The sequence below is a fragment of the Pseudomonas sp. CFBP 8770 genome (genome assembly GCF_014841705.1).
Lineage (GTDB): Bacteria > Pseudomonadota > Gammaproteobacteria > Pseudomonadales > Pseudomonadaceae > Aquipseudomonas.
Genome location: NZ_JACYUL010000001.1, coordinates 929,492 through 945,775 on the forward strand (window position 1 = coordinate 929,492; position 16,284 = coordinate 945,775).

11 protein-coding genes are annotated in these 16,284 nt (G+C 62.6%); 4 read left to right on the plus strand and 7 right to left on the minus strand.

Annotation, left to right across the window (positions count from 1 at the left end; translation table 11 throughout):
• The first annotated feature begins 168 nt into the window (after positions 1-168).
• The 3 genes from dgoD to IFT98_RS04090 all read left to right on the plus strand — a co-directional run bounded on the left by dgoD (position 169) and on the right by IFT98_RS04090 (position 3,663).
• Positions 169-1,317 carry a galactonate dehydratase gene (dgoD, locus tag IFT98_RS04080; RefSeq protein ID WP_122478323.1) on the plus strand — a complete coding sequence of 383 codons (1,149 nt, stop codon included), beginning with the start codon at positions 169-171 and terminating at the stop codon, positions 1,315-1,317.
• A gap of 185 nt (positions 1,318-1,502) precedes the next feature.
• Positions 1,503-2,813, plus strand: coding sequence for an MFS transporter (locus IFT98_RS04085; RefSeq protein WP_192047210.1), 1,311 nt, complete (start codon positions 1,503-1,505; stop codon positions 2,811-2,813).
• Between the two features lie 58 nt (positions 2,814-2,871).
• On the plus strand, positions 2,872-3,663 hold the full coding sequence (locus IFT98_RS04090; protein WP_192047209.1) for an IclR family transcriptional regulator: 792 nt from the start codon (positions 2,872-2,874) through the stop codon (positions 3,661-3,663).
• A 169-nt stretch (positions 3,664-3,832) separates the two neighbouring features.
• Here the strand turns inward: IFT98_RS04090 and IFT98_RS04095 are convergent, their stop codons facing one another.
• From IFT98_RS04095 to IFT98_RS04125, 7 genes are all read right to left on the minus strand, one after another.
• Positions 3,833-4,288 (minus strand): REP-associated tyrosine transposase, encoded by a 456-nt coding sequence (locus tag IFT98_RS04095; RefSeq protein ID WP_192047208.1) that lies wholly within the window; start codon positions 4,286-4,288, stop codon positions 3,833-3,835.
• A gap of 652 nt (positions 4,289-4,940) precedes the next feature.
• Positions 4,941-5,768, minus strand: coding sequence for an iron uptake system protein EfeO (gene efeO, locus IFT98_RS04100; RefSeq protein WP_122800053.1), 828 nt, complete (start codon positions 5,766-5,768; stop codon positions 4,941-4,943).
• Between the two features lie 27 nt (positions 5,769-5,795).
• The gene (gene efeB, locus IFT98_RS04105) at positions 5,796-7,109 is read right to left on the minus strand and encodes an iron uptake transporter deferrochelatase/peroxidase subunit (RefSeq protein ID WP_192047207.1); all 1,314 of its coding nucleotides are present in this window, start codon (positions 7,107-7,109) and stop codon (positions 5,796-5,798) included.
• 149 nt (positions 7,110-7,258) lie between these two features.
• Positions 7,259-8,455 carry an iron uptake system protein EfeO gene (efeO, locus tag IFT98_RS04110; protein WP_192047206.1) on the minus strand — a complete coding sequence of 399 codons (1,197 nt, stop codon included), beginning with the start codon at positions 8,453-8,455 and terminating at the stop codon, positions 7,259-7,261.
• Positions 8,456-8,462: 7 nt separating this feature from the next.
• Entirely contained in the window at positions 8,463-9,305 is an 843-nt protein-coding gene (gene efeU / locus IFT98_RS04115) for an iron uptake transporter permease EfeU (protein WP_192047205.1), read from the minus strand.
• A 105-nt stretch (positions 9,306-9,410) separates the two neighbouring features.
• The gene (locus IFT98_RS04120) at positions 9,411-14,504 is read right to left on the minus strand and encodes a dermonecrotic toxin domain-containing protein (protein ID WP_192047204.1); all 5,094 of its coding nucleotides are present in this window, start codon (positions 14,502-14,504) and stop codon (positions 9,411-9,413) included.
• Positions 14,505-14,676: 172 nt separating this feature from the next.
• Positions 14,677-14,994, minus strand: a complete 318-nt coding sequence (locus tag IFT98_RS04125) for an SCP2 sterol-binding domain-containing protein (protein WP_185793470.1) — start codon at positions 14,992-14,994, stop codon at positions 14,677-14,679.
• Between the two features lie 249 nt (positions 14,995-15,243).
• Here IFT98_RS04125 and sohB point away from each other — a divergent pair, with 249 nt between their 5' ends.
• The gene (sohB, locus tag IFT98_RS04130; protein ID WP_122795740.1) at positions 15,244-16,269 is read left to right on the plus strand and encodes a protease SohB; all 1,026 of its coding nucleotides are present in this window, start codon (positions 15,244-15,246) and stop codon (positions 16,267-16,269) included.
• Positions 16,270-16,284 lie beyond the last annotated feature (15 nt).

A 16,284-nucleotide genomic window follows, 5' to 3' on the forward strand; every position in this document is an offset into this window, starting at 1 on the left:
TGTATGCCCTGTAGGAGCGGTCAGCGGCCGCGAAAAGGGCGCCGCGCAGTGACTGATGCACCGCGTCGCCCGGTTCGCGGCCATGGACCGCTCCTACAGAGATCCATGCGGGCTGTAACGGCAAAATTTCCAGACGCTCGAGCGTCCATCGAACAAGAGAGACAACAGATGAAAATTACCAAACTCACCACGTTCATCGTTCCACCGCGCTGGTGCTTCCTCAAGGTCGAAACCGACGAAGGTGTGGTCGGCTGGGGCGAGCCGGTGGTCGAAGGCCGCGCGCACACCGTGGCGGCCGCTGTCGACGAATTGTCCGACTACCTGATCGGCAAGGACCCACGCAATATCGAAGACATCTGGACCGTGCTGTACCGCGGCGGCTTCTACCGTGGCGGCGCCATCCACATGAGCGCCCTGGCCGGTATCGATCAGGCGCTGTGGGATATCAAGGGCAAGGCGCTCGGCGTATCGGTCAGCGACCTGCTCGGCGGCCAGGTGCGCGATCGCATCCGGGTGTACTCGTGGATCGGTGGCGACCGGCCGGCCGATACGGCGCGGGCGGCAAGTGAAGCCGTCGCGCGCGGTTTCACCGCGGTGAAGATGAACGGCACCGAAGAACTGCAGTTTCTCGATACGTTCGACAAGGTCGATCGCGCCCTGGCCAGCGTTGCGGCGGTGCGTGATGCGGTAGGGCCGAACGTAGGCATTGGCGTCGACTTCCATGGCCGGGTGCACAAGCCCATGGCCAAGGTGCTGATGAAGGAGCTGGACCAGTTCAAGCTGATGTTCATCGAAGAGCCGGTGTTGAGCGAGAACTACGAAGCGCTCAAGGAGTTGGCGCCGTTGACCAGTACGCCGATTGCGCTCGGTGAGCGTTTGTACTCGCGTTGGGACTTCAAGCGGATTCTCAGTGAAGGCTATGTGGACATCATCCAGCCCGATGCCTCGCATGCCGGCGGGATCACCGAGACCCGCAAGATCGCCAACATGGCCGAGGCCTACGATGTAGCGCTGGCCCTGCATTGCCCGCTTGGGCCGATTGCACTGGCGGCATGCCTGCAGCTGGATGCGGTCTGCTACAACGCCTTCATCCAGGAGCAGAGCCTGGGCATTCACTACAACGAAAGCAATGATCTGCTCGACTATGTCACCCACCCTGAGGTGTTCGACTACGACAATGGTTTCGTCAAGATCCCCAATGGTCCGGGGCTTGGCATCGAGATCAACGAGGAGTACGTGCGCGAGCGCGCCGAGATCGGCCATCGCTGGCGCAACCCGATCTGGCGTCACGCCGACGGCAGCTTCGCCGAGTGGTGATGCGTGCAAGGGGCGTGCGGTGCGCCTGATGTACCGCACGGCACCCTTCGCGGCCACGGACCGCGCCCACCGGGACTGCAGCCCCCCGTGGCAGCGGTCATCGGCCGCGAAAAGCCTGCCCCGGTGCCCCTGACTCACTGACCTGCCCCCTGGCTCAGCTACAAATACAATAAAAGGTATGACTCATGCACACGCAAACCGCATCCACCGCTGCGGCGCTGGCGACGCCCAGCCGCAAGCGTTTCTTCATCATGGTGCTGCTGTTCATCACCGTGGTGATCAACTACCTGGACCGCAGCAACCTGTCCATCGCCGCGCCGGCGCTGACCAGCGACCTGGGCATCGACCCGGTCCACGTCGGCCTGATCTTTTCCGCATTCGGCTGGACCTACGCCGCCATGCAGATTCCAGGCGGCTGGCTGGTCGACCGAGTCCCGCCACGTATCCTCTACAGCGTGGCCCTGGCGTTGTGGTCCATTGCCACTGTCATGCTCGGCTTTGCCGGCAGCTTCATTGCCCTGTTCGTGCTGCGCATGGCCGTGGGCGCGCTGGAAGCGCCGGCGTACCCGATCAACAGCCGCGTAGTCACCACCTGGTTCCCCGAACGCGAACGCGCCACCGCCATCGGCTTCTACACCTCGGGCCAGTTCGTCGGTCTGGCCTTCCTGACCCCCGTGCTGGCCTGGCTGCAACACGAATTCGGCTGGCACATGGTGTTCGTCAGCACCGGTCTGGTGGGCATTGTCTGGGCGGTGATCTGGTACGCGGTGTATCGCGAACCGCGTGATTTCAAGGGCGCCAACGCGGCCGAAATCCAGCTCATCAGCGACGGCGGCGGCTTGGTCGACATGCAGAAATCGGCGCGCCAGGCCAAGGCCGGTTTCAGCTGGACCGACCTGGGCATCGTGCTGAGCAAGCGCAAGCTCTGGGGTATCTATCTGGGCCAGTATTGCCTGAACTCGACCTTGTGGTTCTTCCTGACCTGGTTCCCGACCTACCTGGTCAAATACCGCGGCATGGACTTCATCAAATCGGGCATGCTTGCCTCGCTGCCGTTCCTGGCCGCCTTCGTTGGCGTGCTGTGCTCGGGGTTCTTTTCCGATTGGCTGATCCGTCGCGGCGCGAGCATCGGCCTGGCGCGTAAGCTGCCGATCATTGGTGGCCTGTTGATCTCGACTTGCATCATTGGCGCCAACTACGTCGATTCGACCCCGCTGGTGATCGCCTGCCTGGCGCTGGCCTTCTTCGGCAACGGCCTGGCGTCGATCACCTGGTCGCTGGTCTCGACCCTGGCACCTGCGCGCCTGCTCGGGCTGACCGGTGGGGTGTTCAACTTCATCGGCAACCTGTCGGCAATCACCACGCCGATCGCCATCGGTTTCCTGGCGACCGGCGATTCGTTCGCACCCGCGATCACCTACATTGCGGTCACGGCACTGGTCGGGGCACTGTCCTACATCCTGCTGGTGGGCAAGGTCGAGCGGATCGAGCTTTGACCCCGTTGCGAGCAGGCGAACATAATGCGCCTGCTTTTACCTGACGCGAAGGTTGACCATGCAGGACGACATGCCCCCCGCTGCACCGACCGGCACTCAGACCCTGCTCCGCGGGCTGGCAGTGATTCAGGCCGTGGCCGATGGTGCCCGTGATCTGAAAGAGATCGCTCGACGCATCGGCACTACCCGCAGCACCACCCACCGGCTGGCCAGTTGCCTGGTGGACGAGCGCTACTTGCGGGTGCTGCCTCAGGTGGGGTACCTGCTTGGACCGCGGCTGATAGAGCTGGGCTTCCAGGCACGGGACGAGGTGCCGCTGGTGATGCTGGCCACACCGTGGCTGGATGAACTGTCGGCGCTGACCGGCGACACCATTCACCTGGCGATTCGCGACGGCGACGAGGTGCTGTACCTGCACAAGACGCCGGGCCGCAATGGCCCGGAGATGCGGTCGCGGGTGGGGCATCGCATGCCGCTGGCGCGCACTGGCATCGGCAAGGCCTTGATGCTCGATGCCGAGGCGGCCGAATGGCAGAGGTTGTTCGAACGAGGTGAGGCCGTTGCGGCGGCATCTGCTTTGTGGCCCGACCACCCGCAACTTACCTGGCCCCAGTTCCAGGCCCGTATGCAGACCTATGTGACGGGTCGCTATGCGTTCGACCTGGAAGACAACGAACCGTCGATCCGCTGCGTGGCTGCACCCATCCGCGATGCCAGCGGACAAATCGTGGCTGCTATCAGTGTCGCCAGCACGCTGCCGTACATGCCTGTGGAGAAGATGCAGTCCTTGATCCCTTTGGTCCAGAAAGCCGCCCAAGCCGTCTCCACCGAACTTGGAGCGCGGTTGTAACCCCCTCAGACCGTGGGAGCGGTCATCGGCCGCGAAGGGGGCACCGCGGTGCATCAGGCAAACCGCGGCGCTTGTTTCGCGGCCACAGACCGCTCCCACAGAGACTGCGCGCCCCCCTGTGGGAGCGGTCATCGGCCGCGAAGGGCGTTGCGATGAGCTGGTTAGGCTCCTACAACCAAACTGCATCCCACAGCGGATAATCCCCAACTTTAGCTACAAGACCTGCGCGCACCGGATTTGCCACGACATACCGGGCAGTGGCGAGCAAGTCCTCTTCTCTGCGCACTGCCCGATCATGAAAGCCCGCCTGCCACAGTTGACCTTTCCTGGCGCCTGAATCATTCACTGCCTTGGTGGATCGTGACTTGAGTTGTCGCATCAAGTTTTGTAGCGAAGCCCCCTGCAGTTGCACCAGCCAATGAAAATGATCGGGCATTACTACCCAAGCGAGCGAGTGCGCTTGGTTCCAGCGTTGGGCATTCATCATCTCTCTGACAACGCAGCGACCCAGTTTGAAATCCCGAAACACGGAAGCTCGGTTCAAAACCACCGTGCTCAATAGATAGATTCCGCCGCGCTGAGAATAGCGGCCCGTGCGTAATTTGCAGCTTTCGTAGAGTGGCATGGCAGCCTCCTTGGCAAGAGAATCCAATGTAGCCAACGGTCTGCGGAACGGGTGTTTTGATAGATGACTGTCTGTGTCTTCGAGATGCTTTCCGGAACGGTCCTGCGCAGGCCGAAAGCACGGGCCGGGCATGGATGAGTGGAATCGATCATCGGCTGCTAAGAGTGCGGCACTGTGTATCAGGGGTACCAGGTTGGCCTTTTCGCGGCCGATGACCGCTCCCACAGGGGGACCGCGATCGTTGTGGGAGCGGTCTGTGGCCGCGAAGGGGCGGCGCTGTGTATCAGGTGTACCGCGTGCGCCCTTTCGCGGCCGATGACCGCTCCCACAGGGGAGTGGCGATCATTGTGGGAGCGGTCTGTGGCCGCGAAGGGGCGGCGCTGTGTATCAGGTGTACCGCGTTGGCCTTTTCGCGGCCGATGACCGCTCCCACAGGGGGATCGCGATCATTGTGTGAGCGGTCTGTGGCCGCGAAGGGGTGGGGCGGTGTATCGGGTGTAACGCGTTGGCTTTTCGCGGCCCATGACCGCTCCCACAGGGGGACCGCGATCGTTGTGGGAGCGGTCTGTGGCCGCGAAGGGGCGGCGCGGTGTATCAGGTGTACCGCGTTCGCCTTTTCTCGGCCGATGACCGCTCCCACGGGAGGGATGGATCAGTTCAGGCCGAGTTTGCCGCGCAGGGTGGAGAGGTCTTCGGCGAGGGTGTTGACCGGGCCGATCAGTGCTTTGCGGTCGTTTTCCTTGACCTTGTCGTAAGTCTGGAACCCACCGTCCTGAGTGCGGTACTTGGCGAGGATCTTGTCGACGGTGGCGAAGTTCTTGTCTACCTTGGCTGCGAACGCCTTGTCCTGGCCTTCGATCTGCGGACGGAACAGGTCGACAATCTTCTTCGCGCCGTCGATGTTGCCCTGGAAGTCATACAGGTCGGTATGGCTGTAACGGTCTTCCTCACCGGACACCTTGGTCGCGGCCACCTCTTCGAGCAGTGCGGCAGCGCCGCCGACCACTTTCTCCGGCGGGAAGGTCAGCTCGGCGATACGGTTCTGCAGGTCCTTCACATCCTTGAGCAGGCCGTCGGCCAATGCATCCAGACCCTTGGTGGTGTTTTCCGAGTACAGGCTGTATTCCAGGCGATGGAATCCAGTGAAATCTTCCGCTTTCACACCGGCTTCATGGTCATCGACACGGGAATCGATCGACGCATCCAGGTCGCTGAACAGCTCGGCGATCGGCTCGATGGCCTCGTAGTGCACGCGGGTCGGCGCGTACAGCTTCTTGGCAGTGGCGAGGTCGCCTTTCTTGATTGCATCGGTAAATTTGGCGGTTTCCACGGCCAGTTGGTCGACCTTCTCGGTCACGTAGATCTTGTAGTCCGAAACCGGCCCCACCAGATCCAACGGCGACTGGGTCGCGGCGAAGGCCGACAGCGGCGCGTTCAACAGGCCTAGGGTCAGCAGCAGAGCGAGTGGCGTCTTGGTCATGAGTGGTTCCCCGGTTGTATCAAGTGGTCATGCGTTGGTCGTGGTGGTTTGCGTTGCGTCGAGCAGGCTGCGACCGATGAAATCCTGGGCGTTGGTCACCCCCGGCAGGGTGAAGAAATAACCGCCGCCCACGGGCTTGAGGTATTCCTCCAGCGGTTCTCCGTTGAGCCGCGTCTGCACGGTGATGAAGCCTTTTTCCAGATCCGCCTGGTAACAGATGAACAGCAGGCCCATGTCCAGCTGGCCGTTCTTGTTCACCCCGTTCGAATAGTTGAATGGCCGGCGCAGGATCAGATTCTGCTGCGACTCGGGGGTGCGCGGATTGGCCAGGCGAATATGCGCATCCAGCTTGGTCAGCTTGCCTTCGGGATCTTTGCCGTAGTCCGGCACATCGCTTTCAAGTCGGCCGTCCATGGGCGCACCGGTGGTTTTCACCCGCCCGAAGATGTTTTCCTGTTCTTGCAGCGGGGTGCGGTCCCAGCGTTCGACGAAGTTGCGGATGATGCGCACCGCCTGATAGCTGCCATGGGTGGCCCAGGTCGGCTCGTCGCTGCCAGGTTGTACCCATACCAGCGCATCCATCAGCCGGGTGTCGTTGGAATCCGGATTGGCCGAGCCGTCACGAAAGCCGAGGAAGTTGCGCGCGCTCTGCTCAGGTTCGCCAGGTTTGGCGGGCGCCTGCGGCGGCACCGTGCCTTCCTGCTTCCAGCGAACGAACAGCAGGTCGGGCAGGTTCTTGACGATGTCGCGCAGGGCGTGGATGTTGCTGTCCGGCGTGTTGGCGCAGAACTGCAGGGTCAGGTCGCCGTGGCATTGATCTGCCTCCAGCGCATCGTTGGGGAAACCGACCATCCGCGACAGGCGCTTGGGCTTGGCATCGGCAAGGCCGAAGCGCTCGTCGAACAAGGACTCGCCGACCGCTACGGTGATGGTCAGGTTGTCCGGGACGACCACGGGGCCAAGAATGCCTGAATCCACCGGAGGCAGCTTGGGGTCGACCTGGGCCACCGGTCCGCCGGTCATCAGAAAGCGGATACGCTCGTCCAGGGTGCGGAACAGGCGCTCCAGGTCTTCGCGGTCACTGGCCAGTACATCGAAGGCCACCATCATGCCCGCGGCCGGGCGCGGCGTGACGATGCCGGTCTGGTGCACGCCCTGGTAGTCATGGCGGTCCTGGGTCTTTTCGCTTTTCGGCGCTTCGGTGACCTTGGCAGCAGGGGCCGCCATCACCGGGCAGCTCAGGCCCGCGCCGGCCAAAGCCGCACCGGCGGCGCCCAGGCCCAGCAGCACGCGACGACGCTGGGCGTCGATGGTCGGATTCGGTTTGTCGGCGTTGCTCATGATCGTTGACCTCGTATCTTCTTCATTCACCTGAACCCTGTAGCAGCGGCGCAAGCCGCGTCGACGGTATCGGTGGTGTATCAGGCCGACCGCAGCGGAGCCGGACGCGGCTCGCGCCGCTGCTACAGGGGGCGACGCCGCGTCCTGGGTTAGCGCAGGGTGGAAAGGCCCAGGGCTGGGTCGATGCCGTCGAGGGCATCGGCCAGGGCCTTGGCCTGGGCGGCTATCTGCTCGCGCTGCTCGGTGCTGACCCTCTCGTAGCTCTGATAGCCGTCGCCGCTGCGCAGACTCGCCAACTGCATGGCCAACTCATCGGCCGCGTCATCGATGCGCGGCAGCAGCTCGGCCGCGGACTTGGTCAACAGTGGACGCAGCAGATCGACCACCTTGCGCGCACCTTCCAGATTGGCCGCGAAGCCATTGAGATCCGTGTGGCTGTAACGCTCTTCCTCACCGTTGGAACGAATGTCCGCCAGGCCGTGCAGGTTGCGCGCAACGATGCTCACCAGTTGTTCGGGAGGCAATGGCTGCGCCAGCAACTGGCGCCTCAATTCGGTGACATCGGTCGCCAGTTTCTGCGCCACCGGCACCAGACCGTTCACACTGTTCTGCTGGAACAGGCCGTACTCCAAGCGGTGGAAGCCACCGAAAGCCGTGTCCTGTTCGCGCTTCTCGTAGTAGTCGGCGCGAGCATTGATGGCATTGTCCAATTCGGCCAGGCGTTGCGCGGCGGGCGCGATACGTTGATAGGCGGCTCGTGCCGGGGCGTACAAGCTGCGTGCCTGCGCCAGATCACCGGCGACAATGGCCTGGTTCAAGGCGTCCACGGCGCGGATCAGGCCGCTGCCCTGGGTCGCCAGATACACCCGGTATTCCGACAGAGGGCCGACGAAGGCCACCATCGAGGGCCGCGCCTTGGCTGCAGCGTCGGACTCGGCAGTGGGGGTGACCTTCAAGGTGCCGCGCGGGTTGCTGAGCAGGCCGCAAGTGATCTGATAGTCCCCGGGCTGCAGGTTGGCGTTGATCACCTGGCTCAAGCCGGGCGCGATGTTCTCGCGCTCTTCGACCACCAGCACGCCATCGAGGATTTCCCATTCCACCGCGCGTTCGGAGCGGTTGACGATGCGAAAGCTGTTACGCCCGGCAGCCACGGTAAGCGCTGCCGGCTCGCAGTTGTGCGGATGAATGTTCACCACGATTTCGTTCTGCGCACTGGCCTGACGTTTGCTCGAAGCGACTTGCGATGCGTAATAGAACAGGCCGCCGGCGGCGATCATCACGACCACCGACGCGGCGAGCGCCACACGCATCAGGCGCGGTGGCGCGCCATTGACTGGGTTGGACATGGAAGCCTTACTGATGAGTGGCAGGGGAGGAGTTGACCGGCCTCGGCGCGGCATGGGGCATGAAGAACGCCACCAGGGCCACCACCAGATAGATCAGGTAGGCACCCAGGGTGCTGACCGTCGGTGCGTCCTGATAGCCGAACATGCCGGCCAGTACCGATCCGATCGGACCGTCCATGGGCAGTGTGGCGCTGATGTCGAAAACCACCGTCTGCAAACGGTTCCAGACACCGGCCTCGTGCAGGGCCATCACCGAGTTGGCGAGAATGCCTGCCGCTACCACCAGAATGAACAATCCGGTCCAGCGAAAGAACAGCGACAGGTTCAGGCGCATGCTGCCCGAATAGATGGCGAAGCCGATGGCCACCGCCAGCAGCAGGCCGAGCAGGGCGCCGATGGGCGCGCCGGGGCCTTCGCTTTGCTGAAACACGGCGAGCAGGAAAAACACGGTTTCCAGACCTTCACGGGCAACGGCAAAGAACACCATGGCGATCAGTGCAGCGACTTGATGGCGCGAGCCGGTAAGGGCCTGCTCCAGGGCCGCCTGCAGCGAGTGCTTCACCGAGCGGGCGACCTTGCGCATCCAGAACACCATGGAGGTGAGGATGACCACGGCCACCAGGCCGATGAGCGCTTCGAACAATTCCTGTTGTTTCTGCGGAAATTCCGCGCTCATCAATTCAAGGCCGCCGCCCACCAGCAGGGCCAGGGCCGCTGCCAGAAAGACGCCGATCCAGACCGCTGGCATCCATTGACCACGACCAGTCTGTTTCAGGTAGCTGGCGATGATGCCAACGATGAGCGCGGCTTCAATCCCTTCGCGCAGCATGATCAAGAATGGAACCAGCACTTCGCACCGTTCAACGAGTAAATAGGATGCTAACTTGTAACATAATGATACTCATTATTAAACAGAGCACTTGATCTTTGCGCCGAATGGAACCTGAAAATATCTTCAGGTAGAAGGCGGCGTGAACACCTCCTGCCCCAGGCGGAAAATCAGCAGCGTGACTGAATCGGCATTGGCCATGATCAGCTTCGAGCGCACGTCGGGGTCGGTCCGGAAGGACACGCGGGCATCGGCTAGATTGGTCTTGCCCGTCAGTCGCAGAATCGTTTTGTGCTGACGTCCGTCGCTGGAGCGAAAGTCGCGTCGACCATTGGAACCCATGCGAGTGAACAGCTTGGCAGCCGGCGTACTCAATGACAGCGCATCCTGGCGGATCTTGAGCAGCCTGCGCGCATACACCTGGGATTGCCCATGCGTGCCGCCAAGGTCATCAAAATGCTGGTGCAGCGGCAGGAAGGTGTCGAGGTAGGCCAGGTCCACGGTCCTGAGCACCTGATGGCTGACTTCGTGCAGCAGCGATGCCGCCTGATGGTGCGCATAGAGCTGCGCTGGCCCGCGTTCACGACGGGAATACATCAAGGTTTCGATCGGCAGGTCGAAAAATTTCTCGGTCAGGAATATGCGTTTTTGCGGATCGCCCTCCCAGACGAAGGCATGGTTGGCCTCATGGCCCACCTCGTTGAGCCCGTCCCAATAGCGTGGGGATGAGTGTGGATCCATGGCATCGCTGGTCAGTGCGTCGAGCAGCTGCACACAGCCACTGCGCAGACGTTGCAGCATGGCCGGCGTGACGTCCACCTCGAATACGTCGGTCAGGATGTCCAGAGTCTTCGCCGGCAGCGGTATGTACGGATATTTCTGGTTGAGATTTTTCAGCGCAATGCGCAAGCACTCGATCGCATGGGCATGGGCACTTACGATCATCTGGTGATGACGAGGGTAGAGCTGGCGGATCTGCTCGGTGCCCTCGGCCAAGGTGATGTAGACGTCGGGAATGTTGATGTCGGTAATCCAGGTGTCGTAGCTGTCCATCAAGGAATACGCGGCGCCCATCCGCGCAATCTCGAGATCGGCGTGCCACTTCTGCTGGTCATCCAGGGTGATGGTTGGCCCTTCACGTCCTTTGCTGACGATGTACCAACCGCGCTCGGCGCGCTTGACCTCCATGACCCTGCCATCGACGATGGCATAGCGATGCAGGGTGTCGGCGGTTTCATACATGTTGAGCAGGGCGTCATGCTTGAGCGTGTTCAACGCCACGTCGGTGACTTCCAGAGTGGCCAGTTCAGTACTCAGGCCGCGGTAAAACCGCCCCCCCACCAGCGCCTTGGGTGCAGTGTCCGTGCTTTCGGCATCCTGGATTTCGCGTTTGAAATGCTCGGCGCTGCGGCGCGCACCGACAATGGAAGCCAGGGCGGCGACGAAGTCGGCCAGCGCCTCGCCCCAGTTTCTGCGACCGATCGCCTTGACCGAGTCGTTGAGCAACTGCTGCGATTGATAAAGCGCCACCAGGGACCCGACGGCGCTGGGCAGGATCATCGCGCCTTGCTCGATTCCCAGCTTGACGATGTGACAGAACGCATTCCAGCTCGCTTCTCCCGAAGACATGGTCTGCTGGCGAGCCAGCAGTTGGATGAGCTGGAGATTGTCTTCGAACAGATAGTACAAGGCGTTGCCTTGCTCTGGCTGATCGAGCAGGGTGATGGTCGGCGGTTTGCCCAGTCTCTGGCCGTCGTTGACTTCGGTGGTCCACGGGATATGAGGCTCGCTGAAGCCGGAATGCTCATAGCGTGAATGAACCTCTTCGGGCAGCCGGCTGAGGATCTGCGCCTGAAGCGTGGCGTTGGTCTTGATCTGCTCGAGCAACTGGGCGCGCGAAGCGTACTCGCGCAGTGTCTGCGACTCGCCATAGCAGGTGTAGAGCACGACCGGACCGCAGTCGGGTCGCACCGGAGCAATCAAGTACATGCCACAGGCAATATCGGCTGGCATGCCCACGTCCGGGATCAACCCCAGCGGGCCAAGGGTGATCCTCTGGCCATTCAACGGCTCGCGGGCCACGCCATCTGGCATCTCCACCACCTGGGCGATCATGTCGGTCGCCGCCGTGCTGATCTTGCCCTGCATTTCTTGTTCTAGAGCGTTGCGCAGCATCTGCGCCGGCAGGGCCTTGGCGAACAGGAGACGGCGCAAGGCATAGTCGCCGGAAGTCGTGGATAACCTGGCAGCCAGCAGCTTGCGGTATTCGCCGCCAACATCTGCGTCATCGACCACGTTGCGGACCTGGTGCGTGGTCGGCACGTCCATGATCAGCGAGGGCGGGTCCAGGCTGATATGCATCTCGCTGGACAAAGATCCGGAGAATTGGGTTATCGCCCACTCGGTCAAGGTCTTGGTGCGACTGTCCAGCGTACCTGTGCCCATCATGCCGCCACTGCTGATACCGCCGCCGCTGGTGTCGGTCAGCTTGATCACTACCCGATCCGGATTGTGCGGCCCTGCTGGCCAGAGCTTGGCCATGGACGTGCGCAGACGCGCGCGCGAGAAATCGCCGATGAATGGAATCTGCGCGAGGTAGCTGCTTTTCGTGTTGGCGGTGGCCAGGCAGCGTCCAAGGATGGCGGTGTAGCGCGAGAGCTGAACCGCGCTGGCGTGCTGAATCCAGGGCGGTAGCAGCTCGGCGAGCTGAACGTTGGCCGCATCGACGGCCAATCGGTCCAGACCGATGGTGAGCATGTCTTCACTTCGGCTGTAGTCGGCGTTGCGCTGAAACAGGTTGGCCGAGAACCCGCATTCGATGGCCAGCGCCATGTCGACGCCGACGACCGTCAGCTGGCGATGGCACTCGATCACATCGAGCTCGGTAATGAAGTCGCCTGCAATCGCGCGGGTTTCCACTTGCACGCCTGACACCGTAGCGGCCTGAAAGTGTTCCAGCAATGTCGTCATCACGGCGGGGTCCAGGCCCTTGAGCCAGGGCGCGCGGGCGTCGGGGTGGTTGATCGAGGCGGCGATAGTTTTTTTCAGCTGCTGCAGCGAGTCGAAGGCATACAGCCCATGGTTGCCGGACCACATCAGCACCGGGCCGGCCGGTTCGGAGTGGCGATGCAGCACGAACATGTCGATCAGCGCAACGGTGTTCGTTTCCGAAGGCGTTTTCAGATAGATGGCATGCACATCGGTGTCGGTGGCATTGCGCAGGCGGGCCGTAGGGTAATCTACTGCCGTGGCGAGCAGCTCCAGCAGCGCCTTGTCGATGCTGCCCTCGCGACGGGCGATGGCCAGGTTGGTGCGCAGGCCGATTTCCCGCAGGGCCCGCCGCTGGCCTGGCAGGTCGTAGGCACCCAGATAGGGCGGTTGCGCCGCCGACATCCGTCGGCGGACCAGGCGGCGATAGGTTTTCGTCAGCGCCGGGCTGCAGGCCAGCACGAGCTGTTCTATCTGTTCGACGTCTGGCCAACCGACTTCCACGCCGGCCTGGTCCAGTACCCGATCGGCCGAGGTCAGTGGCGTCACGATGGCGCCGCTGGTCCGCTCCAGAAAGTAGTCGGTCAGACCCACGGCGGCCAACTCCGGTGCGCCGGCGATTTGCAGGTGGAGCTCATCGGCGGCCAGCGGCGACTGCATGGCCAACAGGCCAGTTGCAAGCAGGACCCGCACGCCGTCCTCGACGGCCAGGCTGCGTTGCACAATGGACCGTTGGCGGGTGCGCAGGGTTTCGATCTGCAGCAGCCAGTTGCTCTCACCCTGATCCGGCGCCTGTTCTACGGCCTGCACGACGGGTGCTTCGATTGGGTGGTCGGCATCGAGCCAGTGCAGACGAGGATGTACCAGCTTGCGCAGATCCAGCGCCTGGGCGACTGCCAGGAGAGGCGAGGGGCGCAGCTCGGCCTTGTTGCCAAGCACTTCCGAGACGCGGCGGCGTTGCAGGTCGATCAGTCCATCTGCCAACGCATCGAAGCCTGGCCCGGTCACGGCCAGGCGCTCGGGTACAGGCAAGATCGTCGCGTTGAACAGCCTTTGATCGCGCTCGACGACCCTCAGGCTCTCGCCTGCCTGGGAGGCCAGACCCTGCAGATAGCTGTTCAACGCTTCCAGGTCGGCACAATGCGTCAGCCCCTGATCCGTGCTGAACAGGTGATACCCGAGGCTGCGCCGGTCGGTGTCGCTGATGATCAACAGACCGGGCCAGGCCACGGGCTTGTCGCCCGGTGCTCCATGGGTATTGAACTGCAGGGTTTCCAGGCGCAGGCCGGCAGGCGGCTGCAGGGTCGCCACCGACTTGAGCAGCCCCAGTTGAGCAGTGCTGACGCGCAAATGGCTTTGTGCTTCGAGCACGGCGCTTAGGTAGGCCGTTTGCAGGCTGTCGCTCAGTCCATCTCGCAGGCTTACCCGCTCGGGCGCGGGCGCGGCTTTCCAGAAATCGGCCAACGCGGCGGCATAGTGTGTGGGCAGTTGCGTCGTGGTCTCTTTCAGGGTCGTGCCGTAGCAGTGCGCATCGGCCTGGCTCAATGTCTGCCCGTAGACGCCCAGGAATCGATGCTCACAATCGGGTTGCGGCAAGTCGGCCAACACGTCCACAGCGGCATCGAGCAGGCGCTGCACATTGGTCACCGCCTGGGTCTGCCGGTCGACGCGGTGCACCTTGTGAGTACGCGGGACGATCGGGTCGCTGGCGGGCATCGCGGTACGCAGCGCCGCGGTCAGGCGTTGGTCGAGGACGTCGATCAGCCGCGGCAGTTGCTGCCAGGTATGGTCGACCGCCTTGAAGCGCCGTGCCTGCGCCAGGATGATCGCTTTCATCCACCGTTTGAACGGCGCCTTGGTCAGCGACAGCCATTTCGGCTCGCGCGTGCCGTCCCAGCGCCTGCTGACCTCGAGTTGCGAGCGGGCGACCAGTGCAGCGCGCAACGCGGTGCCATTGTCGAACGGCAGGATGCCGGTCTGTGGCGAGTAATAGTACGCTGCCGGCTTGTCCGTATCGGCATGGGTGATGCGCAGCCCGCAAAAAACGCCGGGGTCGGCGTTGTCCAGCAGGCAAACCTGCATGTCTTCCGGGATGCTTGGTTGATCCGGCAGGCGACGCAGCCAGTCGTATTCGACGACGCTGATTTGCTCTGTGTCCAGGGCCTGAGTGAGTTGGCGAGACATGCACTGGGCAAGTTGACGCGAATGAAACCAGGGGAGGGTGTTGGCCATGATGCGCTCCATCGACGGTTCAGGCGGCAGGTGCCGGCCTGGGAGCGGTCAAGGCTAGGGCGATGCGATGGCGCGACGGCTGTACATATGTGGCGGGGGACGGGGTGAAAGAGGCAACCCCCATGCCCCGAGGCGTGGTCGGGGCATGGGGGTTGTTGCGGCGAGGCGGTGGTCAGACCGGAAACAGTTCACTCAGCTTCATGGCCAGCATCATGTCGCCTTCGGCGCGCAGCTTGCCGCCCATGAACGCCTGCATGCCGTCGGTTTCGCCGCTGACGATGCCTTTCAGGGTTTCGCTGTCCATGACCAGGGTCACGTTGGCGTCCGGGTTTTCGCCTTCCTGCAACTCGCAGGTGCCGTCCTTCACGAGCAGCGCGTACTGCTTGTCTTCGTCGGTGATGTTGAAACCGAATACCAGGTCCAGGCCTTTGGCGGCTTCCGGATTGAACTTGGCTTTCATGGCGTGTACGGCGTCGGCTACGGAGGTCATGGTGCGGTCCTTTTGTTGGAGGTATGCAACGATCGCGAGGGCTTGGGCGGCCTGACTCGATGGGGCAGTGAAAGTCCTGCGAGGTTAGGGGGGGTATCAACGCCTGTCAACGAATAATCATACGTGCGTTTGAATGGCTCGTTTGATGGCGATCGTTTCACGGCTGGCCCAAGGCTTTGCCCCCCGGTATGCTGGGCTCATTCCATCGCCCGCCTGGTTTGGCGGGCGTCATGCATGTAAGGAGTCACCGTGGAGTTTTTCGCCGATTACGCCGGATTTCTGATCCGCACCGTCACCGTGGTCGCTGCCATCCTGGTGGTGTTGGCCGCCATCGCGTCGCTGCGCGCCAAGGGTCGGCGCAAGCCGGCCGGCCAGTTGCAGGTCAGCAAGCTCAATGACTTCTACAAGGGCCTGCGCGAGCGGCTCGAGGGTGGGCTGTACGACAAGGACAAGCTCAAGGCCTTGCGCAAGGAACAGGCGAAAAACGAGAAGAAGGCCAAGAAGAAAAAGCCCGACAGTAAGCATCGGGTCTTCGTTCTGGACTTCGACGGCGACATCAAGGCTTCCGCCACCGAGAACCTGCGTCATGAAATCACCGCACTGCTGACCCTGGCCACCCCCAACGACGAAGTCGTGCTGCGCCTTGAAAGTGGCGGTGGCATGGTCCACAGCTATGGTCTGGCTTCCTCGCAACTGGCACGCATCCGCCAGGCCGGCGTGCCGTTGACCGTGTGCATCGACAAGGTGGCCGCCAGCGGCGGCTACATGATGGCCTGCATTGGCGAGAAGATCATCAGTGCGCCGTTCGCCATCCTTGGCTCCATCGGCGTGGTCGCGCAGTTGCCCAACGTCAACAAGCTGCTGAAGAAGCACGACATCGATTTCGAGGTGCTCACCGCCGGCGAATACAAGCGCACGTTGACCGTGTTCGGCGAGAACACCGAGAAGGGTCGGGAGAAGTTCCAGGAAGACCTCGACGTCACCCACAAACTGTTCAAGAGTTTCGTCGCCCATTACCGCCCGCAGCTGTCGATCGACGATGTGGCCACTGGTGAGGTCTGGCTGGGCGTGGCGGCGCTCGACAAGCAGCTGGTCGACGAACTCAAGACCAGCGACGAGTACCTGGCCGAACGCGCCCGCCAGGCCGAGGTGTTCCACCTTCATTACGCCAAGGCCAAGAGCCTGCAAGAGCGTGTCGGTCTGGCGGCCAGCGGCTCGATCGAGCACCTGGCCGGCAAGGCCTGGGAGAAGCTCAGCCAGCAGCGTTTCTGGTAACGTCCAGCGTTATGT